At 53.7% G+C, this 24731-nt stretch carries 22 protein-coding genes; 14 read left to right on the forward strand and 8 right to left on the reverse strand.

What is annotated here, in order from left to right; genetic code table 11:
* Positions 1–30 precede the first annotated feature (30 nt).
* From LF95_RS11475 to hemC, 4 genes are all read right to left on the reverse strand, one after another.
* Entirely contained in the window at positions 31–1458 is a 1428-nt protein-coding gene (locus LF95_RS11475) for a heme biosynthesis protein HemY (protein ID WP_073955273.1), read from the reverse strand.
* Positions 1455–3098: a COG4223 family protein gene (locus LF95_RS11480; RefSeq protein ID WP_143182018.1), complete on the reverse strand. Its 1644-nt coding sequence runs from the start codon at positions 3096–3098 to the stop codon at positions 1455–1457. Before LF95_RS11480 ends, LF95_RS11475 begins: the two co-directional genes overlap by 4 nt.
* A gap of 54 nt (positions 3099–3152) precedes the next feature.
* The gene (locus LF95_RS11485; protein ID WP_073956210.1) at positions 3153–3884 is read right to left on the reverse strand and encodes a uroporphyrinogen-III synthase; all 732 of its coding nucleotides are present in this window, start codon (positions 3882–3884) and stop codon (positions 3153–3155) included.
* A gap of 72 nt (positions 3885–3956) precedes the next feature.
* Positions 3957–4901, reverse strand: a complete 945-nt coding sequence (gene hemC, locus LF95_RS11490; protein WP_073955275.1) for a hydroxymethylbilane synthase — start codon at positions 4899–4901, stop codon at positions 3957–3959.
* 283 nt (positions 4902–5184) lie between these two features.
* Between hemC and tsaD the strand changes: the two genes are divergently transcribed.
* Both tsaD and LF95_RS11500 read left to right on the forward strand, forming a co-directional pair.
* The gene (gene tsaD, locus LF95_RS11495; RefSeq protein ID WP_073955276.1) at positions 5185–6243 is read left to right on the forward strand and encodes a tRNA (adenosine(37)-N6)-threonylcarbamoyltransferase complex transferase subunit TsaD; all 1059 of its coding nucleotides are present in this window, start codon (positions 5185–5187) and stop codon (positions 6241–6243) included.
* A 37-nt stretch (positions 6244–6280) separates the two neighbouring features.
* Positions 6281–7303, forward strand: coding sequence for an NAD(P)H-dependent glycerol-3-phosphate dehydrogenase (locus LF95_RS11500; RefSeq protein WP_252509741.1), 1023 nt, complete (start codon positions 6281–6283; stop codon positions 7301–7303).
* A 17-nt stretch (positions 7304–7320) separates the two neighbouring features.
* On the opposite strand, the gene LF95_RS23695 is transcribed toward LF95_RS11500, so the two are convergent.
* From LF95_RS23695 to LF95_RS11515, 3 genes are all read right to left on the reverse strand, one after another.
* Positions 7321–7761, reverse strand: a complete 441-nt coding sequence (locus tag LF95_RS23695; RefSeq protein ID WP_083607650.1) for a GNAT family N-acetyltransferase — start codon at positions 7759–7761, stop codon at positions 7321–7323.
* Positions 7724–8296, reverse strand: coding sequence for a hypothetical protein (locus LF95_RS11510; RefSeq protein ID WP_073955278.1), 573 nt, complete (start codon positions 8294–8296; stop codon positions 7724–7726). Before LF95_RS11510 ends, LF95_RS23695 begins: the two co-directional genes overlap by 38 nt.
* A 198-nt stretch (positions 8297–8494) precedes the next feature.
* Complete coding sequence (locus LF95_RS11515; RefSeq protein WP_073955279.1) at positions 8495–9067, reverse strand: hypothetical protein; 573 nt, start codon at positions 9065–9067, stop codon at positions 8495–8497.
* 172 nt (positions 9068–9239) lie between these two features.
* Between LF95_RS11515 and LF95_RS11520 the strand changes: the two genes are divergently transcribed.
* From LF95_RS11520 to LF95_RS11540, 5 genes are all read left to right on the forward strand, one after another.
* A complete protein-coding gene (locus tag LF95_RS11520; RefSeq protein WP_073955280.1) occupies positions 9240–9518 on the forward strand; it encodes a YciI family protein in 279 nt (92 codons plus the stop codon).
* Between the two features lie 3 nt (positions 9519–9521).
* Positions 9522–9935, forward strand: a complete 414-nt coding sequence (locus LF95_RS11525) for an EVE domain-containing protein (RefSeq protein WP_073955281.1) — start codon at positions 9522–9524, stop codon at positions 9933–9935.
* Positions 9932–10279, forward strand: coding sequence for a Rieske (2Fe-2S) protein (locus LF95_RS11530; RefSeq protein ID WP_073955282.1), 348 nt, complete (start codon positions 9932–9934; stop codon positions 10277–10279). Before LF95_RS11525 ends, LF95_RS11530 begins: the two co-directional genes overlap by 4 nt.
* Positions 10280–10693: 414 nt before the next feature.
* Complete coding sequence (locus LF95_RS11535; RefSeq protein ID WP_073955283.1) at positions 10694–13915, forward strand: autotransporter outer membrane beta-barrel domain-containing protein; 3222 nt, start codon at positions 10694–10696, stop codon at positions 13913–13915.
* Between the two features lie 841 nt (positions 13916–14756).
* Positions 14757–18263: an autotransporter outer membrane beta-barrel domain-containing protein gene (locus LF95_RS11540; RefSeq protein ID WP_073955284.1), complete on the forward strand. Its 3507-nt coding sequence runs from the start codon at positions 14757–14759 to the stop codon at positions 18261–18263.
* Between the two features lie 114 nt (positions 18264–18377).
* Here LF95_RS11540 and LF95_RS11545 read toward each other — a convergent pair whose 3' ends face one another.
* The gene (locus LF95_RS11545; RefSeq protein WP_252509742.1) at positions 18378–19037 is read right to left on the reverse strand and encodes an alpha/beta hydrolase; all 660 of its coding nucleotides are present in this window, start codon (positions 19035–19037) and stop codon (positions 18378–18380) included.
* A gap of 175 nt (positions 19038–19212) precedes the next feature.
* Between LF95_RS11545 and LF95_RS11550 the strand changes: the two genes are divergently transcribed.
* The 7 genes from LF95_RS11550 to pheS all read left to right on the forward strand — a co-directional run bounded on the left by LF95_RS11550 (position 19213) and on the right by pheS (position 24727).
* Positions 19213–20448 (forward strand): glycosyltransferase family 4 protein, encoded by a 1236-nt coding sequence (locus tag LF95_RS11550; RefSeq protein ID WP_073955286.1) that lies wholly within the window; start codon positions 19213–19215, stop codon positions 20446–20448.
* Positions 20445–21455, forward strand: a complete 1011-nt coding sequence (locus tag LF95_RS11555; RefSeq protein ID WP_083607653.1) for a glycosyltransferase family 9 protein — start codon at positions 20445–20447, stop codon at positions 21453–21455. The genes LF95_RS11550 and LF95_RS11555 overlap by 4 nt, the downstream gene beginning before the upstream one ends.
* 205 nt (positions 21456–21660) lie before the next feature.
* Positions 21661–22176 carry a translation initiation factor IF-3 gene (gene infC, locus LF95_RS11560; protein ID WP_073955287.1) on the forward strand — a complete coding sequence of 172 codons (516 nt, stop codon included), beginning with the start codon at positions 21661–21663 and terminating at the stop codon, positions 22174–22176.
* A 36-nt stretch (positions 22177–22212) separates the two neighbouring features.
* Positions 22213–22617, forward strand: a complete 405-nt coding sequence (locus tag LF95_RS11565) for a response regulator (protein ID WP_073955288.1) — start codon at positions 22213–22215, stop codon at positions 22615–22617.
* 337 nt (positions 22618–22954) lie between these two features.
* Positions 22955–23152 (forward strand): 50S ribosomal protein L35, encoded by a 198-nt coding sequence (gene rpmI / locus LF95_RS11570; protein ID WP_073955289.1) that lies wholly within the window; start codon positions 22955–22957, stop codon positions 23150–23152.
* Between the two features lie 19 nt (positions 23153–23171).
* The gene (rplT, locus tag LF95_RS11575) at positions 23172–23528 is read left to right on the forward strand and encodes a 50S ribosomal protein L20 (RefSeq protein WP_073955290.1); all 357 of its coding nucleotides are present in this window, start codon (positions 23172–23174) and stop codon (positions 23526–23528) included.
* Positions 23529–23656: 128 nt separating this feature from the next.
* Positions 23657–24727 (forward strand): phenylalanine--tRNA ligase subunit alpha, encoded by a 1071-nt coding sequence (pheS, locus tag LF95_RS11580; protein ID WP_073955291.1) that lies wholly within the window; start codon positions 23657–23659, stop codon positions 24725–24727.
* Positions 24728–24731: the final 4 nt, after the last annotated feature.

The following is a 24731-nucleotide window of genomic DNA, read 5'->3' on the forward strand; positions in this document are numbered from 1 at the left end:
GAATTTAACCGGGTTCCGCTGGCGGTTTTATCAGCCAGGAGCGTTTGGGTTTTTGCCGGACGTGATGGCTTCATCCCCGTCAATCACTGTTCCGGCAACCGAAACGGCCAGGGGCGCCTCGGGTTTGCCTTTGGTATCGGCATGGCCGTGATTGCTGTGCGGGTGGTTGTGCAGGCGCAGCGGAGCGCGCCAGTCAATCGCGCCAAAGGAATGGCAGGACGGGCAAATGACCGACCATTTGCCGGTTTCCGCCCCACAGGCGCCACAACGCCAGTCCGGGTCCGGGTTGGCGTGGCTGGCTTTGACCAGCACTTCGCGGGCCTTGGCCGGGTCCTGTTTTTCGGCAAATTCCAGATCGGCAAGCAGGCGGTAATGGCGGGCCTGGGCATTTTGCCCAATCGCCTTTTGAAGGTTGCTGCGCGCCATGCCCCATAACTGGGCCTTCAGGGCGGCCTCGGCCAGCAGAAGCTGGCTTTCGGGGTGATCGGTTTTACCGGCAATCAGCTTTTCGACCGCCTTCACCTTGGCCAGGGCGTCGCCCTCCAGGCTTTGCAAATAAAGCTGACCCAGTGCGCCATTCGGGTTGATCTGCCAGCTTTGTGTGACGATTTCGCGGGCTTTGCCCGGCTGGCCGACCTTGACATAAAGTTCGGTCAGCAGGATGGCGGCCCCGCTGAAATCAGGATGCGCATTGAGCGCCTTGCGCAGCAGCTTGACGGCTTCGCTGTTTTCACCATCGCGAATGGCATCTTCGGCCTTGGCGGTAATCAGCAGGGCCCGGCGGCGCGACAGTTCATCTTCCTTGAAAATATCGGCCTTTTGCGCATCGACCAGCAGGGTCAAGGCGCGGTCCCATTGTTTGGCCCCCAATAGCAGGTCAAAATACGTGACCAGCACTGACGGGTTGCGCGGCCGCAGGCGGTGTGCGCGTTCGGCGTAATCAAGGGCGGCTTTGCGATCATTGGCCTTCAGCGAGAGTTGCAGCAAGCCGCGTAACCCGAAAAACGCCGAATCCGGGGATTTCAGCATTTCTTCAAACTGGCGGCGGGCGGCGTCATTGTTGCCTTCAAGCTCTGCAGCCTGGGCGGTTAACAGGCGGGTCAGCGTGTCATCCTCCAGGTATTTATCGACCGCACGGGTATGTTTCAGGGCCTGGCGGACATCGCCCGATGCCAGTTCCAAAAGACCCATCGTCAGGGCCTGCTGGCCCTTTTTACGGCGACGGCTGCCCAGCATGCGCCCCACCCAGCCCGGGGAACGTGAAATGACAAACCAGATGCGCCACAGCACCACCAGCAGAAAAACCAGCGCCAGTACGGCCAGCAAAACCATGCCAATCGAGCCATCAAAGCGATAGCCCAGCCAAATGATGGTCATGGTGCCGGGATTGTTGGCAAACCAGACCGCCCCTGTCACCAGGGCGGCGGTGATCAGAACAAAGATAACCAGACGGATCATTGGGCGACCTCCGACCCGGTGGGGGTGTTGCCGGGATTGTTGATCACTTTGTTGCCGGTTTTGTCTTCCTGTCCGGTCAGAAGGCCAATCGCGTGCGTGCTGAGCACATCAATGGCTTCATTAATGGCCTGGCGGGCACGCGCTTTTTCCAGCCACGGTTCAAGGGCGGTTTTGGTGTTCTGGCCTTCCACCCCTTCAAGCGCGGAAATGGCCTTTGCCAGATTATCCGCTGCTAGGGCCTGTTCCGCCGTCACCAGACGGCCATCAAGTGTGTCCTGCCCAACGGCATCGACCCGGCGAATGGGGAACAGTTTTTTCAAATTCGCCACGGTTGAATCCCAAACCCCGCCAGAATGATCATCGCTGGCGGCCTTGACCGCTTCCTCTGCCGCAACCGGGAAGGATTGCCGCAATTGTTCAATGCGTGGGGCGCCTTCAGAGGCAAGTGGTTTAAGCTTTTCGATCTGTTGCTGAACGACGGTATCATCCGACCCGCTGCGATTAAGCTGGTTCAGGGCAATTTCAAACGGGCCGCCGCGCTGTGCGGCATCGCGCAGCAGGGCAACGCCAATGCCAATCGCCTGTCCGCGCCCGGCAATGCGCAGGCCTTCGGTGGCTTTCAGTTCGTCCTCAACCGTTGCCATGCGCGCACTCAGGTCGCGCATTTCCTTGGCAACACCGGAAAGTTCGGATTGCACACGCGCAACCTCGTCAATCGGTGCGGTGCGGGTTTCAAGTTCGCCCAGGCGACGGGCAACAGAATCGTTAAGGGTGCCACCACGTTCCTGATCCAGGCGTTCGCGCAGGGCATTGACGGTCCCTTCAAGACGCGACAGGCGCGATGTCAGGTCGGTTGCAACAACAACATTTTGGGCCTGCGCATCAGCGGTATTTTCGCTATCGGCGTTGTTTGTGCTTGTCGGTGCGGTCGCATCTGCAGGTGCCGTTTCATCCGTTGTGGCCTGGCCGCTGTTGATACCAGTGTTATCGGCATCGTCGGGCTTGTTGGTCGTGTCGGATGTCATACTGTCGGAACTGCTGGTGCTGTCCGCTGTCTCGCTGTTTGCCGTGTTTGACGCTGTGGTATCATCTGCTGGTGTCTGCGACATTTCGGCGGTGTTCTGTGGCCCTTCCGGGGCCAGGGCATTGACCGTGCTTTGCGGTAAAATGTTGGTCAGGGTCGGTTCGGCCTGTTTCCACCACATCGCCCGGCTTGCCCAGCCCAGCGCCAGGACGATACCAATAATAATCACCGCCCAGACGACGACCATGATGGCGGGTTTACCCGTTTTTTTGCCTTGCGGGCTGCCTTTGCTCGGGGGGGGCGTTTTATCGCCAGGCTTTGCGCTGCTTGCCGATGAATTCCCGCCAGACGCTGATGCGGCGGATTTTGCTCCGCCTGCGCTGGTGCTGCTGCTTTTGCCGCTGGTGGCGGAAGAGCTTTCGTGTTTTGCCGACGTGGTTGCCCCTGTCGGGCTGGATGGGGTCGAAGAACCGGTTGCCGGTTTTGCGCTCTCACCCTGTGATGAAGATGTCGATTGGGCAGCACTGGCATTGCCCTTGCTGTCAATCGAGATCGTATCCTGCCCCTTGGAAGGCGTCGCGGAAGTGTTGGTTCTTGGCGTTTCTGGTTTTTTCACGGTCGGACCATTGCAGTTTGCGGTTGTTCCGATACGCCCACTGGCGCAGGACATTCAGATGATAGCGTTATCTAGTTCCAAAAGCAGGCTTTCCTGTGTCGGCTCGGCCGAGACCACAATTTTGTGCCAGGCAAGGCTGGCAAGGCGGTCTTTGACGGCGGGGCTGAGACAGAAGGCAGTTACGTTTGTAAGGGCCCCTTTTGTATTATGGCGTTCCATCAGCTTAACAAAGGTTTCCGCCGTACGGGGAGAGAAAAATAATACCGCACGGATTGTTTCGCCATGCAGACCATCAAGCACCGGTTGGGGCAAGCTGGTTGCAGCGTGGGCCTCGTAAAGCGTGTGGCGGTTTATCACGTAACCTTTTGCGGCCAGCATTGTTCCCAGATCCCCCGCGACTTTGCGCGCCGCAGGATGATAAAGCACCCCGTCATCGGGCGAGATTTGACGGGTGATCAGCCCTGCCAGGTCGTGAATGTCGCCATTGGCACTGTAAACCGTTGCAAAACCCGCCGCGCGGGCGGTTTTGGCCGTCGCATCGCCCACAGCCAAAATCGGTAATCCCCGGTGTAAACTGTGCCGCGTAAAGGCGCGCACACCATTGGCCGATGTAAAAATAATGGCCTGTACGCCGTCCAGATTGATCGTGGGCTGGTCGGCGGGCAGGGGCGGGAAATCGATGGACAGCATGGGGGCGTGGCAAACGTCATAACCACGCTGTTTCAGGATGGTGTCCAGATCACCGGAATCGGTTTCCGGCCGGGTATTTAAGATCGTTTTCCCCATGATTGCCTCATCCTGTTTGGGAACCATTCCGCGACGGGCGGAATGGTTCTGCAAGATCGTGTCCTTGATATGTCAGGCCAGAATGAAATCAGGCCCGCCGCGTTCTTTAAGCTCGTTCCCGGCATCGGTGCCGATACGGTCCGCTCCGGCAATATCCGGGTTTTCAAGGGTGCGTTCGGCATCGAGCCATTCGCTGCCATCCGGGCGCACAATGGTGACGCGCAGGCGCATGGTGCCGTTTTTATCAATTTCAGCCAGAGCGGCGATGGGCGTTTTGCACGAGCCATCCAAGGCACGCAATGCAGCCCGTTCGGCGGTAATGCGCAAATCGGTTTCATGGCAATGCAGCGATGACAGCCAGTTGGCGACTTTTTCATCCCCCGCACGAATGGCAAGACCCAGTGCGCCCTGTCCGACGGCGGGCAGCATGTCATCTTCGGAAATGACCTGGGTGGCAATTTCCGGGTGGCCCAGGCGGTTTAACCCGGCCATTGCCAGCAGGGTGGCATCGGCCTGGCCTTCTTCCAGCTTGCGCAGGCGGGTTTGCACATTGCCGCGAAAGGTTTCGACTTTCAGGTGCGGGTATTTGTGCAGCACCATTGCCTGGCGGCGCAGCGATGCGGTACCGACGATGGCACCAGCGGGCATGTCGGCAAAGCTTTTATATTTGGTGGAAATGAAGGCATCGCGCACATCTTCGCGCGGCATGATGACGGGCATGGCAATGCCATCGGGCAGGATGGTCGGCACATCCTTGATGCAGTGAACGGCAACATCAATCTCGCCGTTCAGCTGGGCTTCGTCGATTTCCTTGGTAAACAGGCCCTTGCCGCCAATTTCCGACAGGGCACGGTCTGTCACACGGTCGGCGGTTGTGGAAATGACAACAACTTCGATGTCGCCTTCCGCCGAAATTTCGGGATTAGCCTTTGCCAGCAGGTCACGCACTTCATAGGCCTGTGCCAGTGCGAGCGGGGAGCCACGGGTGCCGATGCGAAGTTTTACGGTATCAGTCATGGTGCCGGTTATTCATCCGAATTCAGGGGTTAAACAGGGTTTGTACGCTATCGCTACGTTATCGTTGACGACTCGTTTATGACTTGCCTGCACCCTAGACCGCGACACAGGTCCCTGCATAGGTCCAATCTGGCCCATCATGTGGAATAATGGCCGCCATGTTGCCGTGATGATCAGCAAACAGTCAGCAAAGGGTGGCAAGGCGTGTTAGTTTGGGCTACATCATCGCCATCAGGCCTGCCTTGATCGGGCGCAAACCAGTGATAGCCGGAAATCAAATTCCATGAATGTTCTTGGTATTGAAACCAGTTGTGATGAAACGGCCGCCGCCGTTGTAAATGACAAACGCGAAATTCTGTCCAATCGTGTTTTGACCCAACTGGAAGACCATCGCCCCTATGGCGGGGTTGTTCCCGAAATTGCCGCACGGGCACATCTGGAACATATCGACCGCTTGGTGGCCGAGGCAATGGATGATGCCGGGCTGGAATTTGATGACCTTGATGCCATTGCCTGCACCGGCGGGCCGGGCCTGATTGGCGGGGTGATGGTCGGCACCATGACGGCAAAATCCATTGCCTTTGCCACGGGCAAACCCTTTTTGGCGGTGAACCATCTGGAAGGCCACGCCTTGACCGTGCGCCTGACCGATGATGTTGCCTTTCCCTATTTGCTGTTGCTGGTATCGGGCGGGCATTGCCAGGTTTTGATTGTCGAAGGGGTGGGAAAATACCGCCGCATTGGCACCACCATTGACGATGCGGTGGGCGAAGCCTTTGATAAAACCGCCAAGATGCTGGGTCTTGGTTATCCGGGTGGGCCTGCCCTGGAAAAAATGGCTAAAGATGGTGATCCACTGCGCTTTCGCCTGCCGCGTCCGTTACGCGGGCGGGAAGGATGCGATTTTTCGTTTTCCGGGTTAAAAACGGCGGTGCGGGTGCATCTGGATGGTTTCCCCGTGCCCCAGCGCACGGACGCGGTAAAGGCGGACCTTGCCGCGTCTTTTCAGCGTGCGGTGGGCGAAACCCTGATTGACCGAACCAAAAACGCGATTTACCAGTTCATGCGGGAATATCCGGAGGGCAAAACGCTGGTTCTGGCGGGCGGGGTTGCGGCCAACACATATTTGCGTACCCACTTGACCGAACTGACCGACAAGGCGGGCATGCAACTGGTGGCACCCCCCCTGCCGCTATGCACCGATAACGCCGCCATGATCGCTTGGGCCGGGCTGGAACGGTTTCGTCTGGGCCAGGAAGACCCGCTGGATTTTAAACCCCGTCCGCGCTGGCCGTTGGACCCGGAAGCCCCGAAACGCCCCGGTGCGGGTGTGAAGGCATGAAGGCGTAATTTCTTAGCGACAGGGATATTTCAGGGCGATGAAAACAACCGGCATGGCGGAAAAACGCATCGGAATTGTGGGTGGGGGAGCCTGGGGCACGGCGCTGGCGATACAGGCCGTGCGCGCCGGGGCGCAGGCAAATATGCTGTTGCGCGATGCCGACCTTGCTGCGCGCATCAATCAAAACCGCGAAAATGATTTGTATTTGCCCGGTATTCCTTTGCCAGTCGGGTTAAATGCCACCCTGAATGCCGACGATGTTTTGCAGGCCGATGCGGTTTTGCTGGTCACACCAGCACAGTTTCTGCGCGATTCCCTTGCCGCGATTGCCGGGAAATGGCAGCGCGATGTGCCTGCCATTATTTGCGCCAAGGGCATTGAAAAACACAGCGGTGCCCTGATGGAAAATGTGGTGCGCGATGTGTTGGGCGATGTGCCGGTCGCGGTGCTATCGGGCCCGACATTCGCCCAGGAAGTGGCCGCAGGCCTGCCTGCCGCGCTGACGCTCGCCTGTCGTGACCGCGAGATGGGCAAAAATCTTGTTGAAATGATCGGCACGTCTGCCTTTCGTCCCTATTACAGTTCCGATGTGACCGGGGTGGAAGTGGCAGGGGCGATTAAAAACGTGCTGGCGATTGCCAGTGGCGTGGTGGCAGGTATGAAGCTGGGCGATAATGCCCGCGCAGCCCTTGTAACCCGGGGGCTTGCCGAAATGTCGCGCCTTGCCATTGCCATGGGTGGGCGGGCGGAAACCTTGATGGGCCTCGCCGGGCTGGGCGATTTGATGTTGACCTGCACCGGGACGCTGTCGCGCAATTACACATTCGGCGTGGCGCTGGGGCAGGGGCAAAGTACGGCGGATATTTTATCATCGCGGCGCAGTGTCACCGAAGGGGTGCATACGGCGGCATCGGTGACGGCGGTGGCGGAAAAATACGGGGTGGAAATGCCGATTTGTAAGGCAGTGAACCAGGTGGCAAACCATCATGCGCCCCTGCACGAAACGCTTGATACCCTGCTTAATCGTCCGTTTCGGGACGAGCAGGAAGCGCGACTTTAGCCCTGTATCCGTGGATTTTACGGTCGACACCAGACATATAATTTCTGGCGGGGCAAATTTGACATCACTTTGAAATGACAGGCTGAAATGATCTTGTCGCTTGCCGTGTTGCCCGCATGAATAAGGGCCAGCACATAGGATGGGTCGTGTTTGTGAATTGCCTGTTTGAAGGTCATTTTCAGAAAATCGCGTCCAAATCCTTTTCCCCGGTATTTGGGGGCCATCCAATAGCCAATTTGATGTGATTTATAATAATATAGCAGCACAAAAATGCAGGAACTGCCAGGGCTGGAAATGCAAAAACAATCAGCCTCAACTCCGGTTGACGGGAAATGCTGGGTGAAATCGTTATATGAGATATCATTCTGTTTCAGGCGGGAAATGACCTCTGTTTGCGACAGACATGTGATGTTTCTGACCTCAGTCATCTTCTTCTGGCATGCGGTCGTAATAGTCATCCCATTCTTCTTTTGTTGGGTAATTGGGCATGTTTTTTATGTCGTTCTTTATCATTTCTTCAATTTCGTCGACAGATACCTGATCAATAAGGAATTGGCGCAATTTTTCTTGAGTAGCTTCTAGGGATGACTCCGTCATATCCGAGCATAGAACGATTTGTTCGATATCTTTACTATTATCAGGAAGACGTCGATAATTCACATAATAGACAAATGGATAATAAGCTGAAAATCGCTCATCTCCCTTTGCATTGGCCAATAAAGGGTAGTTGTTGAAATTTTCAGTCAGGGTAATGCGGGCCCCTCTATTGAGCGAGGGCACCCAGAAATCGATCATCACCGGATTATGGAAGGGCTCCGGTCCGTTATCGCGCTCGCAATCCTGCAAGGGTACGCATTTTAGTGAAAGCTCTTCGCCTATTGTTTCTCTGACAAGCTGTTGCCAGAAATCGCTCAGCAACTGAAATGAAGCATCATTTTTCCGAAAGTCGGAAAACGGAAAAAGGAGATGTTTTTTATAATCGGAAATTTTCATCGTTTTCTTACAAATTTTGGAATAAAACCATGCTGTTGGAGTCAAATATATTTCCCCTTCGCCCGGGTTTTCCAATTGGATCTTTGGAATTTTTTCCGGAAAATTATGGGTCGGAATGCGGTCTGTACAAATACAAAATATCGTTTTTTCAATCGGGAAATAATCTCCGATTGCCGCAGGTATGTGATATTTCTGACCTTAGTACTCATCTTCTGACATCCGGTCCCAATAGTCATCCCACTCTTCTTTCGTTGGGTAATTAGATTTTTCTTTTATTCTTTTATTTATCATCTCCTCGATTTCGTCGACAGAGATCTGATCAACAAGGAATTCGCGCAATTTTTCTTGAGTAGCTTCGAGGGACGACTCTGCCATATCCGAGCATAGAACAATCTGGGGGATGTCTTTGCTATCGTCAGGCAGGCGCCGGAAAGTCATATAATAGATAAAAGGATTATAGGCGGTAAATCGCTCATCTCCCTTGGCATTGGCCTGTAAGGGGGAGTTATCGAAATTTTCAGTCAGGGTGATACGGGCCCCTCTATTGAGCGAGGGCACCCAGAAATCGAACATCACCGGATTATGGAAGGGCTCCGGTCCGTTATCGCGCTCGCAATCCTGCAATTGGACGCATTTTCTCGATAGTTCCCCGCCCAGTGACTCTCTGACAAGCTGTTGCCAGAAATCTATCAGCAACTGAAATGAAGCATCATTTTCCCGGAAATCGGCAAAGGGGAATAGCGGATGATTTTGGTAATCGGAAATGTTCATTGTTTGCTCTTCATATGCCGGGGCGGTTTTTGGGTATGCGAAGGGATGCGGGTATGAAACCTGTCAGGTTGGGCAAAATTATGATTTTCGGCTCGTCTGGCTTGAGCTGCGTCGGGCATTCTGTCACTTTGTCGGTATCTTGTTTTCAATCCTATTAAATGCAGGAAAATCCATGCTGTTTTACATCCGTTGTGTTGATAAACCCGGCCATCTTCATGTCCGCAAAGCCAACCGTGATGCCCATCTGGCCTATATCAAGGAGGGGTATGCCGATAAAATCGTTGCCGCGGGGCCGACCCTGGATCCTGATCTTGAAGGCATGAATGGATCGGTTTTCATTATCGAGCTGGAAGACATGGCCGCCGCCGAAGCCCTGGCGGCAAATGATCCCTATGCCAAGGCGGACCTGTTTGAATCGGTGGTAATCCGACCGTTTAAAAAGGTTTTCTGATTAATGGCGTACTGGCTGATCAAAACGGAACCGTCAAGCTGGTCATGGGATGATCAGGTGGCGAAGGATGTTGAGGGTTGGGACGGGGTACGCAATTATCAGGCGGCGAATAATCTGCGGGCGATGAAAATCGGCGATCAGGCGTTTTTCTATCATTCGGTGAAAGAAAAAAGCATCGTTGGCATTGTCGAAATTGTGCGCGAGGCCTATCCGGACCCAAGCGATGCCAAGGGAAAATTCGTGCAGGTGGATGTCAAAACCGTCAAGCCATTTGCCCGACCGGTTACGCTGGATGCCATCAAGGCCGATCCGCAATTTTCCGAACTGGCTTTGCTCAAACAATCGCGCCTGTCGGTTTTGCCGATTGATGATGTTTCCTGGAAGGAGATTTGCGAGATGGGCGGAGTAACACCATGAGCCGCCTTGCCCCCGAAGGCACGATTTTATGCGCGTTAAGTGACCTGGATGCCACAGGGGCCAAGGGCCTGTTTGTGGGAGAAGGGGCGGCACGGCAGAATATTTTTGTCGTGCGTGATGGCGATGCCGTGTTTGGCTATGTCAATAGCTGCCCGCATATCGGTGTGCCGCTGGAATTTGAGCCCGATGAATTCATTAGCGAGTTTGGCGGTGAAATTTTGTGTTCCACCCACGGCGCACGATTTCGCATTGAAGACGGGTATTGTGTTTCAGGGCCCTGCAGTGGGGATGCGCTGGAGCCAGTAGCCGTGCGGATTGAGGACGATAACGTGGTTCTGGCCTAAAACCAGCAAGCTTGTCTTGTGATTTTTGTCTGCCACGTAACGGTTTGATGAATATGGCGATGCCTATCTGATAGGGCATCGCCATATTTTTTTGTGCCATGACGATTTTTTTCAATTTATATCTCGGGCGATTCATTGGAGGGGTCATAATTTTTTAAAAACTGTAAAATTTTAACTCATTGATATATATAAATAATTTTTTGATATTCATAGATATTTGGCTTAAAAAAATGTGACTTTTTTTTATTTTCTTGATTGGTGTGATCTTTTTTTGAAATAGTCGTCGGGCGACCAGGGAGTGAGTTTAATGTTTTTGCATTTATGGTCGCATCACGCGGGGAAATTTAATTTACAGGTTTACTTAAAATGATTTCATTCACGCCTGCGTCTCGGCGCCAGATGCGTTGTGCTACAATGATGCTACTGGCTTCGACAGCGCTGACATGTTTTGTCCACGGGCCTGCATATGCCGCGCCGGATGAATATGTTCTTGATACGGGAACGGACACATTTAGCAGTGCCCAAACCAAGACCAAGTTCACCGTTGGCGAAACCGGCACGGCGGTTTTGAATGTGACTGACGGCGCGTCAATGACTGTTACAGGTGATGATATTATTCTTGGCAATCAGAATGGCAGTTCTGGCACATTGAATACATCGGGTACGGTTACCCTTACGACCAACCGGTTTTATGTTGGCATATATGGAAACGGCGCGGTGAACGCGACGGATGGCACCACGATTAATTTGTCGGGCGCCAACAGCGTTTTGTATGTTGGCTATGATATTGGGGCGGTTTCAACCTTCAGTCTGGCAGGCAGCTCGTCGAGCATCGACGGATATGACATGCGAATTGGGTGGGCCCAGACCGGTACAGGTACCGTCACTTTCAAGGAGGGTGCCGACGCGACATTCAGGGACGACGTTGTTCTTGGCAATAGTTCCGTCGATGCCAGCGGAACCCTGAATGTCGAGGGCTCTGGCAGTACGCTGACGGCATCCGTTTTCACAATTGGTAATGTCGGTAATGGAACAATGACCATTTCTGACGGCGGCACAGTCACAGCGGCAGAGCAAACGAGTACTTCGGTATCGGATAAGGGAGTGGTTTTTGTTGCGCGTGGTGATGCTTCGACCTCGGCAGTGACGGTTACCGGTGATGGATCCGAGCTTGCAGCGGTTAGTTTTTATGCGGGTGAAAATGGGAAAGCCACCATCGAGATTCTTGATGGTGGCAAATTAACCCTGAGTGATTTGCTTGAGATTGGCAGAAATAAGACATCCGTCAGTACTGTAACCGTTTCTGGAAAATCATCGACCGATACTGCGTCGTCGGTTACCACCAATCGTATTACAGTTGGGAATTTTGGTACCGGAACTTTAATTATCAAGGACGGCGCAACTGTTTCGGGCGGTGCGAATGTTTCGGTTGGTTTAAGTAAAGACAGTAACGGTACGCTTACCGTTAGCGGCAGCGGGTCGAAACTTGCCCTGACCGCAGGTGGCAGTCTTTATATCGGTAATAATGGCACTGGTAATGCGACCGTTTCGTCTGGCGGTGTTATCGAAGTGCCAGACGATATTTATCTTGGGTATCATAATCCAACCAGTGATTCGGTTTCGGCAAGTACCGGGGTTGGTACTTTGCTGGTGACCGGAGCAGGGTCGAGTGTTTCAGCAACCAGATTAGAAGTTGGTAGGTCAGGAACGGGCACGTTGACGTTGGCCGATGGCGGCGCTGTGACCGTCAATAGCGGCACCGGCACGCTTGATATCGCCAAATCTTCCGGTTCGACGGGTACGCTGATTATTGGTGCTGCCGCCGGAAGTGACGCGGTTGCAGCGGGGACATTGAACGCGGCCACGGTGGCCTTTGGCTCCGGGCTTACGGGTTCAGAAACCAGCACCGGCAAGATCGTATTTAACATTACCAATACAGATTACACGTTTGCCTCCAACATCACCGGTGCCGGTAGCGTTGATATCGAGGCCGGGACGGTGAACCTGACGGGCACGTCATCGACCTATACAGGGGCGACCACGGTTAATGGTGGCACGCTGAATATTGCGGGTTCGATTGCCTCTGTCGTTTCCATCAATAACGGGGCGTTTCTGACGGGTAAGGGTACAATTGGCGGACTGTCGGTTAATTCCGGTGGTACGGTCAGCCCCGGCGGGAACACCATTGAAACCCTGAATGTTTCGGGGGATACCACGTTTAAAAGCGGGTCGGTTTATGTTGTGCAGGTCGATGATACGTCCAGTGACTCGATTGCCATCACCGGCGGTGCCACGATTGAAAACAATGCAACGGTGAAGCTGTCGGCATTGAATGGTGACAATTCCAGCATTGCGGTGGACAAGAAATACACCATTGTTTCAACCACAACCGGCGTTACCGGGGAGTTTAACCGCATCAGCAAGTATTCTGCCTATTTGCAGGATGAGATGACCTATGAGGACAATAAAGTTTACCTGACACGGACCCGTAATGGTCAGGCGCTGGCGGTGCAGACCACCACGCCGAACGAAGGGGCCACGGCAGGTGCGGTTGACAGCCTGAGTAACGGCAACGCCCTTTATGATGCGGTTGTGCAGTTGCAATCAGGGCAAACATCAGGTGCCTTTGACCAGCTTTCAGGCGAAGTTCATGCCTCCACGGCTTCAACGATTGTGACCAATGCCGGTATGTCACGGGCCGCGGTTAATAATCGTATCCGGGATTCTTTTTCAGGTGGTGGCGTGAATTCGGCGCCCCTGGTTGCCTCGAATGACGACAATATGGATGGCTTGCTGGGCAAGGAAAAAACAACCCAGGTCTGGATGAGCAATTTTGGCAGCTGGAGCACGACGTCAGGCGGAAGCCAGGCCCATGACACGACCACGCGTGGGGGTGGTTTCATGATTGGTGCGGATACGAAGGTGCTTGATGACTGGCGCTTTGGTGTAGCGACCGGTTTTGGCCGTGACTCGATCCAGGACAAGAATGTGTCCTCCAGTGCGATGGTTGACAGTTACTATCTGGCGGCATATGGCGGCACCGAGATCCAGGCAACGTCATTGCGTTTTGGTGCGTTGCATGCTTTCCAGAAAATTGATGCCAAACGGTCGGTGGCATTTGCCGGTTTCACCGATAATCTGACGTCAGATTATGATGCCCAAACCACACAGCTTTTTGCCGAGGGGGCGTTGCGCATCAAACATCAGGAATCGCGCTTTGAGCCGTATCTCAACCTGGCTGTTGTTCATTCCAAAGTGGATGGTTTCCAGGAAAAGGGTGGGGCCGCAGCCCTGACCTCGAGTTCGCAAACCGACAATCGGCTGTTTAGCACGCTTGGTCTGCGCTATGGGCATGATCTGGCAATTGATAGCTGGGGCCTGTCCGGTCAATTGACGGCCGGTTTGGGCTGGCGTCATGCTTATGGTGATATGTCGCAGGACGCGACACTGTCATTTAACGGTTCAAACAGCTTTACGGTCAGCAGTGCAGCGGATTCCCGCGACAGCGCGGTGCTTGAGGCCGGGGTTGGTGTTGATATTGCCCAGGATACAACTGTATCCCTGAACTATAATGGCGATTTCAGCAAGGATACCCGTGAAAACACCTTGTCGGCAAAGCTGGCAGTCAAGTTCTGATTTGTTGATCGAAATAGGGTGTGTGCCGGAGGTGCCGGTACACACCCTTTGACATATGATGATCATCACAAAGTCCCCGAGAATTGCGGGGACTTTGTTGTATCAGGTTGTCGTCAGCCTGTTTTGGTCGTGAAACTTTGTGTTCCACCCACGGCGCACGATTTTGCATTGAAGACGGGTATTGTGTTTCAGGGCCCTGCAGTGGGGGTGTCATGGAGCCGGTTTCTGTGCGAATTCAGGGTGATGACGTGGTGCTGGCCTAATTTTATTGGGGCCTGTGTGCTTCTTTAACGGCAAAATCGAAAAAATGGCGATGCCTGATTGAGACAGGCATCGCCATTTTTTTGCGAATGACCGGGAGGCGACTCGTGTCAAAGGTGCGATATGGCTGTTTGTTCAGTGTTTAGGTCTCTGTGTGTGTTTCTATCAAGACTGTTGAATGTTTTTTCGGATGCGTGATTTTTTTCCAGAATCTAAAAGTTATTAATCTTAAGTATATATTATCTGCTCTCAATAATAGGTTTTAAGTAGAGATTTTCCTGTAGATTTTTGAGGGATGATTTTTTCCTTTTGAAGGTGAAATTATTTTCTTGATTTATCTCTTTCATGGAAATAGCTAATTAAGTGTATCTGGGGGAAGTTAGATTTAATGTGTGGTCTATCAATGGCTTTTGCACGTTTTTGACTATATTCATGCGTATGGCTTGAATGGTTTCTTCTGAGCACGGATCAGCTTTTATCCTGCACATTTTGTATTGCGGGTAGGGCCTTTATTTGTGTCGTCAGAGTAAGAATTTAATTTCTTCATATGGCTTTTGAAAATATTCACACGGGGATCAGAATGAAAATTTCAGCCACTTTATTGCTGTTATCCACAACGGCACTTGTTTCTTTGGCTTCGGTTTCCGGCGCGCACGCAGAAGAGAGCCGGTGGGCTGGCACAAATGGTACTCAGTTCGATCGGCCTCCTAACTGGACTAACGGGTTTGAAGGCAAGGACCTGGTTATTGATGGCAATGATGTGGCCGGCGATGTTGTCGTTTTTGCCCCTAATACAGTGGTGACGGTTACCATTGATAGCCAGTCTGGAAGCAATCCGAATTCGCTGGTTGTTCAAGGGGGCGCAAGGCTGGAAGCCGAGTCAAGCGATTCATTGGTTCTTGGTTTGACAGATGGTGCGACATCAAATATCACGATCACGGGAGACGGAACTAAACTTCACACCACAAATGGTGATGTATTGATCGGGTCTGGAAATGGTGCGATCGGTGTTCTGACTGTATCAGCCGGTGCGACTTATGATGCAGATTCTCTCGTGCGTGTTGGCTTTGGTGAGGGCGCGCAGGGGACCATAACCTTTGATGCTTCAACATTTAAAAGCACCGGGGAGTTTCAAGTCGGTAGTGCCCAAACGGGTGCAGTAACAGGTACTGCAAATTTCAATAATGGCTCAACTGCGACACTGGATGGGGGGACTTCTATTGGTACCAAGTCCTCAAACACCGGTACGCTCAATGTTTCAAGTGGCTCGTCGCTGACGGCAAATGGTTCCTTTATTGCCGGGGTATATGAAGGCTCTACCGGGACGGTTATGGTGAGCGGTACAAATTCGACAGCCACCCTGAAGGATAAAATTTATTTTGGTTATCAGGGAACTGGTAAGCTCGAAGTTAAGGAAGGTGGCGCTGTCACGGCGACAAAAACGGTCTATGTCGGGCATGACACTAATGCAAGCGGTACGCTGACGGTTGATGGCCAAAATTCCGTGTTAACGACGCAGTCTGGGGCTGACATCATCCTTGGCGAAAAAGGCACGGCTTCAATGACCGTATCGGATCAGGCCACGGCGAATGTTGACGGAACCCTTTCTGTCGGTTCGGGTGTTTTTGTTGCAGACCCGGGTGGTGACGTTTCAACCAACTCGGATGCAACCGGCGATCTGACCGTTAAAAGCAATGGTGTTCTGAACGTTAAGACCGGTCTTTATGTCGGGGATCATGCGACCGGCACCCTGACACTGGCCAGTGGCGGCTCCGTGAATGTGAATAACGGTACCGGCACTCTTGATATTGCCAGGTCCTCTGGTTCCACCGGCACCCTGATCATTGGGGCTGCGTCCGGAAGTGAGGCCGCTGCTGCGGGCACATTGAACGCGGCCAATGTTGCCTTTGGGTCGGCGCTTGGCGACTCAGAAACCAGCACCGGCAAGATCGTGTTTAACATTACCGATACCGATTACACCTTTGCCGCCAACATCACCGGGGCCGGTGCTGTTGAGCAATATGCCGGCACTGTTAAACTGACCGGAACATCAAGCTATACAGGTGCGACCACCATACATGGCGGTACGCTGGATGTTGGTGGTACCGTTGCCTCATCTGCTGTCTCCGTCCAGGGGGACAGTGCGGCTGCGACGCTGATCCTTCATGATGGCAGCACCCTGAATGTTAATAGTGGTGGTGGCACCGGCACCGGCACTGTTGATATCGCCAAGTCTGCCGGTTCGACGGGTACGCTGATTATTGGGGCTGCCGCCGGAAGTGACGCGGTTGCTGCGGGGACATTGAACGCGGCCACGGTGGCCTTTGGGTCCGGGCTTACGGGCTCTGAAACCAGCACCGGCAAGATCGTATTTAACATTACCAATACAGATTACACGTTTGCCTCCAACATCACCGGTGCCGGTAGCGTTGATATCGAGGCCGGGACGGTGAACCTGACGGGCACGTCATCGACCTATACAGGGGCGACCACGGTTAATGGTGGCACGCTGAATATTGCGGGTTCGATTGCCTCTGTCGTTTCCATCAATAACGGGGCGTTTCTGACGGGTAAGGGTACAATTGGCGGACTGTCGGTTAATTCCGGTGGTACGGTCAGCCCTGGCGGGAACACCATCGAAACCCTGAATGTTTCGGGAAATACCACGTTTAAAAGTGGGTCGGTTTATGTTGTGCAGGTCGATGATACGTCCAGTGACTCGATTGCCATCACCGGCGGTGCCACGATTGAAAACAATGCAACGGTGAAGCTGTCGGCATTGAATGGTGACAATTCCAGCATTGCGGTGGACAAGAAATACACCATTGTTTCAACCACAACCGGCGTTACCGGGGAGTTTAACCGCATCAGCAAGTATTCTGCCTATTTGCAGGATGAGATGACCTATGAGGACAATAAAGTTTACCTGACGCGGACCCGTAATGGTCAGGCGCTGGCGGTGCAGACCACCACGCCGAACGAAGGGGCCACGGCAGGTGCGGTTGACAGCCTGAGTAACGGCAACGCCCTTTATGATGCGGTTGTGCAGTTGCAATCAGGGCAAACATCTGCTGCTTTTGACCAGCTTTCAGGCGAAGTTCATGCCTCCACGGCTTCAACGATTGTGACCAATGCCGGTATGTCACGGGCGGCGGTTAATAATCGTATCCGGGATTCTTTTTCGGGGGGTGGTACGAATTCGGCACCCCTGGTTGCCTCGAATGACGACAATATGGATGGCTTGCTGGGTAAGGAAAAAACAACCCAGGTCTGGATGAGCAATTTTGGCAGCTGGAGCACGACGTCAGGCGGAAGCCAGGCCCATGACACGACCACGCGTGGAGGTGGTTTCATGATTGGTGCGGATACGAAGGTGCTTGATGACTGGCGCTTTGGTGTGGCGACCGGTTTTGGCCGTGACTCGATCCAGGACAAGAATGTGTCCTCCAGTGCGATGGTTGACAGTTACTATCTGGCGGCATATGGCGGCACCGAGATCCAGGCAACGTCATTGCGTTTTGGTGCGTTGCATGCTTTCCAGAAAATTGATGCCAAACGGTCGGTGGCATTTGCCGGTTTCACCGATAATCTGACGTCAGATTATGATGCCCAAACCACACAGCTTTTTGCCGAGGGGGCGTTGCGCATCAAACATCAGGAATCGCGCTTTGAGCCGTATCTGAATGTTGCGGTTGTTCATTCCAAAGTGGATGGTTTCCAGGAAAAGGGCGGGGCCGCGGCCCTGACCTCGAGTTCGCAAACCGACAATCGGCTGTTTAGCACGCTTGGTCTGCGCTATGGACATGATCTGGCAATTGATAGCTGGGGACTGTCCGGTCAACTGACGGCCGGTTTGGGCTGGCGTCATGCTTATGGTGATATGTCACAGGATGCGACACTGTCATTTAACGGCTCAAACAGCTTTACGGTCAGCAGTGCGGCGGATTCCCGCGACAGCGCGGTGCTTGAGGCCGGGGTTGGTGTTGATATTGCCCAGGATACCACCGTATCCCTGAACTATAATGGCGATTTCAGCAAGGAAACCCGTGAAAACACCTTGTCGGCAAAGCTGGCAGTCAAGTTCTGATCTGTTGATCGAAATAGGGTGTGTGCCGGAGGTGCCGGTACACACCCTTTGACATATGATGATCGTCACAAAGTCCCCGCTAATTTGCGGGGACTTTGCTGTTTTGGGTCGGGTTTAGGCCGGGGCGCATCCGGCCAGCACGTCAATATGACGGGTGATGGCATCAAGCTCTGCCGGTTTGGAGAGGCGGTGATCGCCGGATTTGATGAATTGTATTTCCACATCCTGGCTTGAAAGTTTTTCGGCCAGTTTCAGGGCGGTTTGCCAGGGGACATCGGCGTCTTCCATGCCCTGAACAAGGCGCACCGGAATATTAAGGTCGATGGTGTCGCGTAATAGTAAGTGATTGCGGCCATCATGGATCAGGGCGCGGGTGATGGTATAGGGATCATCGCCATAGTCGGTGGGTTCGATTAGCGCGCCTTTTTCCTCGATGGTCTGTTTTTGCGCCTCCGAAAACTGCGCCCACATCAGATCTTCGGTAAAATCCGGGGCGGCGGCGATGCCAATCAGGCCCTTGGTCCGGTCGGGACGGGCCAGCGCGGCAAGCAGGCTGATCCAGCCGCCCATCGAGGAGCCGACAAGAATTTGTGGGCCGGTTGCAACCTCGTCGAGAATAGCGAGTGCATCCTGCGTCCATTGGCCGATGGTGCCATCGGCAAATTTGCCCGATGATTGTCCGTGACCGGAATAGTCAAAGCGGGTATAAGCCAGGCCGCGCCGGACACAATGTTGCTCCAGATGTGTTGCCTTGGTGCCTGTCATGTCGGACATGAAACCGCCAAAAAACAGGATGCCGGGCTTTTGATCATTTGGGGCTGTTGCCTGCTTGCGGGGGATCGCGTGGTATGCGATTTTTGATCCGTCAGGCCGGTTAAGAAACATGGGTTCTGGCATGTCATAAGTCATCTGGGGCACTGAATCCTGGATGCTGAATGGTTAAGGTTGGATGAGCGCGTCACAAAACGAGACACAGGCAGTCTATCGCCCCGCGCGGCAGACGCAAGGTTCGGACTACCGTCCGGCGGTAATCCTGCAGGTTCTGCCCGAATTGGAAACAGGCGGCGTGGAACGTGGAACGGTTGATATTGCCAAAGCCATTGTTGATGGCGGGGGCGTTGCCCTTGTTGCATCCCAGGGCGGGCGCCTGGAACGCGAGCTGGAACGGGTGGGGGCGCGCCATATCAATTTGCCGCTTAAATCCAAAAATCTTTTGACCATGCGCCAGAATGGCCGCTTGTTGGCCGATTTGATTGGCGCAGAAGGGGTGGATATTGTTCATGCCCGTTCCCGTGCCCCGGCCTGGAGTGCGCGCTGGGCGGCACGCCATATGCAAGTGCCGTTTGTCACCACCTTTCATGGGACGTATTCGGGCCATACCAACCCGTTTAAGCGATATTATAATTCCGTCATGACGATGGGCGATCAGGTGATTGCCGTTTCGGAATTTATCGCCAACCATATTCGCAAATATTATAAAATCGACGAAGAGCGCCTGAATGTGGTGCCGCGTGGCACCAATGTTGATTTGTTCAACCCGGAAAATGTCAGCCAGGAACGCCTGATCGCGCTGTCAACCCAGTGGCGGCTGAATGGGGATGAATATGTCATCATGCTGCCGGGCCGTTTGACCCGCTGGAAAGGTCAGGCCTTTTTGATCAAGGCGATCCCCGCCATGCTTGAGGAAATCGGCCATCGCAATGTGCGTTGCCTGCTGGTGGGATCGGACCAGGGGCGTTCGGCCTATCGGGAAGAACTGATTGAGCTGAGCCGCAGCCTGGGTTTACAGGATATTGTGCATATCGTTGATCATTGCAACGATATGCCTGCGGCCTATATGCTGGCCAATGTTGTTGTGTGTCCGTCGCTGGACCCGGAGGCCTTTGGCCGGGTACCTACCGAAGGACAGGCGATGGGGCGGCCGATTGTGGCAACCGCACATGGCGGCGCAACTGAAACGGTCTTGCCGGGTGAAACCGGGTGGCTGGTTGCCCCGAACGAGGTGCCGCAGCTATCGCACGCGCTGGCCCAGGTATTGAAATTGAGCCCGGAACGGCGCGAGGCCATTGCCCTTAAGGGGCGGCAACATGTGATCGAGAAATTTTCCCTGACCCAGATGGCGGAACAGACTCTGGCGGTTTACGAAAAAGCCTTGCGGCGCATCGCCAGGAATAATGCGGCATGACAAATGACAAAATGGCACCTTTGAGTGCGGAAATGGCTGTTGGCGGCGAAGAGCCGGTAAAACGGCAAAAGATTTTGGTGATCAAACTCAGTGCGCTGGGCGATGTTGTTATGGCAACCGGTCCGTTTGCGGCCATTCGCCGGGCCCATCCCGACGCACATATTACCTTGCTGACAACCAAGCTATATGTCGATCTGGCGAAATCAACCGGTTGTTTTGATGCCATTGCGGTGGACCGTCGGCCCAAGCTGACCCAGTTTGGCGACCTGATGGCCCTGCGCCGGTTTTTACGCGGTGGCGAATTTGACCGGGTTTATGATTTGCAAACCTCGGACCGCAGCACATTTTATTATCGTCTTTTCTGGCCTGGCAAGGCACCGGAATGGTCGGGGATTGCATGGGGAAGTTCGCATCCGCATAAACACCCCGAACGCCATAAGATGCACACCATCGACCGCCATATTGATCAGTTGGCGGGAATGGGCATTACCGATATTCCCTTGCCATTTATCAATGCGCCAAAGGCGGACCTGGATCGTTTCGGCATCAAAACACCATATGTGCTGATTTGCCCTGGTGGATCGCCGCATCGCCCGGAAAAACGCTGGCCTGCCGAACGGTTTGGTTTGCTGGCGAAAATGCTGGCGGATTACCGGTTAACCCCGGTGCTGATTGGCACGGACAAGGAAGCCGATGTTCTCGACCGGATCAGCAATATGTGTCCGCGCGCACGCAACCTGATGGGAAAAACAGATTTTCTTGAAATTGCCAGCCTGGCGCAGGGCGCTGTTTTGGCGATTGGCAATGATACCGGGCCGATGCACCTGGCCGCTGCGGCGGGTGTGCCGACCATCGTGCTGTTTTCCGAGGCATCCAACCCGGCGCAATGTGCTCCGCGCGGGCATGGCAAGGATGCGGTGAGCATTATTCAGCAACCCGACCTGCGAAATTTGCCGATTACCCGGGTGTTTGAGGTCATTCGCCAACGATTGAATTTGGAAGACTAGGGCGGGAAAAGCGAACTAATGCAAAAGGCAGGCCATTGAATTGCAATGGAACTGTCTTATGTTGCGAAATCATTGCTTTCTGATATGCAGGCGATATGCTAAATCAGTTTGCTACTGATGCTTTTGCGGGCATCGGATAATTATTGTTTGCCTTATTATTTTTGACTGTCAGAGGAGATTCTCCATAGCACGACCACGCAAACCGATGCAGCCGACCAAAGACGGTCCGCGCGTCAATCAGGATATCAAAGCCCGTTCCATCTGTGTTGTTGACGCAGAAGGCAATTTGTCACAGCCGATTAGTGTTCGTGAAGGCATTGACATGGCGATGGAGGCTGGACTCGACCTCGTTGAAGTCGCCCCCAATGCTGAGCCGCCGGTTTGCAAGCTGATCGACTTTGGCAAATACAAATACGAACAGAGCAAGAAACAGAACGAAGCCAAAAAGAAGCAGAAGGTTATCGAGGTCAAGGAAATCAAACTGCGACCAAATATCGATATCCATGACTATAATGTCAAACTGCGTGCGGCTCAGAAGTTTCTTGGTGGTGGCGACAAGGTAAAAGTCACGCTGCGGTTTCGTGGCCGTGAAATGGCGCACCAGGATCTTGGTCTTGGCATGTTGCAACGTTTTTCCGGTGATCTGGATGATCTGGCCAAACCGGAAATGATGCCAAAGATGGAAGGCCGGATAATGATTATGGTGCTGGCGCCGCGTTAAGACGCGGCGATACAGCCAAACCGGAAGGAGACGCCGATGGGAACAGGTCAGGGGCCTCTCGTTGTCGGAGTTGACGACGATGCCAAAAGCCTCGTTCTGCTTAAGCGGATCGTTGAGAGTGGCGATTACCGTTTCATCGGTGTGTCTTCCGGGCATGAATTGCTAACCCTGCTTAAAACCGAGCGGCCCCGCATTATCCTGATGGATGTGATGCTGCCGCAAATGAACGGTTTTGAAGCCAGCCTTCGGGTGCGCACGGGCTATCCGCAATTGTCTGCCGCCATTATTTATGTGACGGCACGGCAAAGCGAGGAAGACTTGCGCGGGGGCATGGCGGCCGGGGGAAACGACTTTGTGCTAAAACCGGTTAACCGGGAAAAGCTTTTGAGTCGAATCGAAAAGTGGCTGGGGAAAACCCACCTGATTAAAACCGCCGTTTAGGCGGTTTTTCTTTGTCTGCCTGCATTTGCGCAGAGTGATAATGGCCTATGTTGCCGACATGGCTGTTATCTGCCGGGGGCCGTGCGGTGCGATATCGTGGTATTAAATTGCCAATAACCGCAGAAAGACAGGGTATTGCCGCGCATTATGGTCTTGCGCCTATCCTTGTTGTGCATGGCGGGGCTGACCGAAAAGTTCCTTGAAAAAGCAGGGGGCGGAGTCTATAACCACCCGTCCCCAAAACAGGTGGTGAGGCTGGAGATGATTCTGTCATCTCGGGGCATGCCCAGCCGCCGACGGGGATTTTCGTCAAATTGCTTTTTGCAAGGATAGAAAAATGCCCAAGATGAAGACAAAATCGAGCGCTAAAAAACGCTTTAGCCTTACCGCCTCCGGCAAGGTCCGTCGTAATGTCGCAAACAAGCGTCACCTTCTGACGGCAAAACCGACGAAAATGAAGCGTCAGGCACGCGGCACGGAAATTCTGTGTGATGCTGATGCACGTATCGTCAAAAAATTCCTGCCGTACGGCTAAGGCTAAGGAGAGTTAAGAAATGGCTCGTGTAAAAGGGGGCGTGTCTTCGCACGCTCGTCACCGCAAGGTAATTAAGGCTGCCAAGGGCTACCGTGGTCGTCGTAAAAATGCTTACCGCACTGCGGTTCAGGCTGTCGAAAAAGGTTTGCAGTATGCTTACCGCGACCGCCGCGCCAAGAAACGCCAGTTCCGCAGCCTGTGGATTCAGCGTATCAATGCCGGTGCCCGTGAAAACGGTCTGACCTATTCGCAGTTTATGAACGGCCTGAAAAAAGCTGGTGTCGAACTGGACCGCAAGGTTCTGGCAGACATCGCCGTGCGTGAACCGGAAGCCTTTAAGGCTTTGGTGACCCAGGCCCAGGCTGCGCTCGCCTGATAAACCTTTTTTAAAAAGGTTTTTACGGCATTGCCTGATTTACTTCGGGGGCGGCCAGTTTTGGCCGTCCCCGTTTTTTTGTTTCAAGTTTCTTTATCCTGTTCACCCCAGCCAAAGCGTCGGAAGTTATGGAAAACATCGAAGCGTTGCGCGAAGAGGTTCTGGCAGAAGTTGAAAAGGCAGGCGATCTGGCTGCTTTGGAAGACATCCGCATCAGTGCCCTTGGCAAAAAGGGCCGTATTACCGGCCTTATGAAAAACCTTGGCAAGATGGACCCGGACCAGCGTCGCGAATTTGGTCAGGCCCTTAATGCGCTGAAGGACCAGGTTGCCAGCGCCATTGACATGCGCAAGGGCGACTTGGAAAACGCGGCCCTGGAGGCCCGTTTGAGCGGCGAACGCATTGACGTGACACTGCCCTCGCGCCCCAGCGAGACCGAAGGTCGCATTCACCCGATCAGCCAGACGATTGACGAGATCATTTCGATCTTTGGCGAAATGGGGTTTACCCTGGCAGAAGGCCCGGATATCGAGGACGACTTCCATAACTTTACCGCGCTGAACATTCCCGCCGAACATCCGGCGCGTGAAATGCAGGATACCTTTTATCTGCCTGAAGCCGAGGATGGATCGCGCTTGGTGCTGCGCACCCATACTTCTCCGGTGCAGGTCAGAACGATGCAGTCCCAAACCCCGCCCATTCGCATTGTTGCGCCGGGCCGGACCTATCGTTCCGATAGCGATATGACCCATACGCCGATGTTCCATCAGCTTGAAGGCCTGGTCATTGACGAGAAAACCCATATGGGCCATCTCAAGGGCTGTCTTTTGGAATTTGTGAAGACCTATTTCGAGCTCGATGACGTGCCGGTGCGTTACCGCCCGAGCTTCTTCCCGTTTACCGAACCCAGTGCGGAAATGGACATTGGCTGTTCGCGCAAGGGTGGCGAGCTTAAAATTGGTGCCGGGGATGACTGGCTGGAAATTCTGGGTTGCGGCATGGTGCATCCGCGCGTGCTGGCCGCTTGTGGCCTGGACCCCGAAAAATACCAGGGTTTTGCCTTTGGCATCGGCATTGAACGTCTCGCCATGCTGAAATACGGCATTCCCGACCTGAGAACCTTTTTCGATACCGATCTGCGTTGGCTGAAACATTATGGTTTCGTGCCGCTGGATGTACCGAATATGGTGAGGGGCTAAGATT

Origin of the sequence: Thalassospira sp. TSL5-1, assembly GCF_001907695.1 — a bacterium.
Lineage (GTDB): Bacteria > Pseudomonadota > Alphaproteobacteria > Rhodospirillales > Thalassospiraceae > Thalassospira.

Bases quoted from the DNA above. Each gene is read 5' to 3' on its own strand.
- LF95_RS11475 (WP_073955273.1), bottom strand. From the start codon at position 1,458: ATGATCCGTCTGGTTATCTTTGTTCTGATCACCGCCGCCCTGGTGACA.
- LF95_RS11485 (WP_073956210.1), bottom strand. From the start codon at position 3,884: ATGGGGAAAACGATCTTAAATACCCGGCCGGAAACCGATTCCGGTGAT.
- hemC (WP_073955275.1), bottom strand. From the start codon at position 4,901: ATGACTGATACCGTAAAACTTCGCATCGGCACCCGTGGCTCCCCGCTC.
- tsaD (WP_073955276.1), top strand. From the start codon at position 5,185: ATGAATGTTCTTGGTATTGAAACCAGTTGTGATGAAACGGCCGCCGCC.
- LF95_RS11500 (WP_252509741.1), top strand. From the start codon at position 6,281: ATGAAAACAACCGGCATGGCGGAAAAACGCATCGGAATTGTGGGTGGG.
- LF95_RS23695 (WP_083607650.1), bottom strand. From the start codon at position 7,761: ATGACTATTACGACCGCATGCCAGAAGAAGATGACTGAGGTCAGAAAC.
- LF95_RS11510 (WP_073955278.1), bottom strand. From the start codon at position 8,296: ATGAAAATTTCCGATTATAAAAAACATCTCCTTTTTCCGTTTTCCGAC.
- LF95_RS11515 (WP_073955279.1), bottom strand. From the start codon at position 9,067: ATGAACATTTCCGATTACCAAAATCATCCGCTATTCCCCTTTGCCGAT.
- LF95_RS11520 (WP_073955280.1), top strand. From the start codon at position 9,240: ATGCTGTTTTACATCCGTTGTGTTGATAAACCCGGCCATCTTCATGTC.
- LF95_RS11525 (WP_073955281.1), top strand. From the start codon at position 9,522: ATGGCGTACTGGCTGATCAAAACGGAACCGTCAAGCTGGTCATGGGAT.
- LF95_RS11530 (WP_073955282.1), top strand. From the start codon at position 9,932: ATGAGCCGCCTTGCCCCCGAAGGCACGATTTTATGCGCGTTAAGTGAC.
- LF95_RS11535 (WP_073955283.1), top strand. From the start codon at position 10,694: ATGATGCTACTGGCTTCGACAGCGCTGACATGTTTTGTCCACGGGCCT.
- LF95_RS11540 (WP_073955284.1), top strand. From the start codon at position 14,757: ATGAAAATTTCAGCCACTTTATTGCTGTTATCCACAACGGCACTTGTT.
- LF95_RS11545 (WP_252509742.1), bottom strand. From the start codon at position 19,037: ATGTCCGACATGACAGGCACCAAGGCAACACATCTGGAGCAACATTGT.
- LF95_RS11550 (WP_073955286.1), top strand. From the start codon at position 19,213: ATGAGCGCGTCACAAAACGAGACACAGGCAGTCTATCGCCCCGCGCGG.
- LF95_RS11555 (WP_083607653.1), top strand. From the start codon at position 20,445: ATGACAAATGACAAAATGGCACCTTTGAGTGCGGAAATGGCTGTTGGC.
- infC (WP_073955287.1), top strand. From the start codon at position 21,661: ATGCAGCCGACCAAAGACGGTCCGCGCGTCAATCAGGATATCAAAGCC.
- LF95_RS11565 (WP_073955288.1), top strand. From the start codon at position 22,213: ATGGGAACAGGTCAGGGGCCTCTCGTTGTCGGAGTTGACGACGATGCC.
- rpmI (WP_073955289.1), top strand. From the start codon at position 22,955: ATGCCCAAGATGAAGACAAAATCGAGCGCTAAAAAACGCTTTAGCCTT.
- rplT (WP_073955290.1), top strand. From the start codon at position 23,172: ATGGCTCGTGTAAAAGGGGGCGTGTCTTCGCACGCTCGTCACCGCAAG.
- pheS (WP_073955291.1), top strand. From the start codon at position 23,657: ATGGAAAACATCGAAGCGTTGCGCGAAGAGGTTCTGGCAGAAGTTGAA.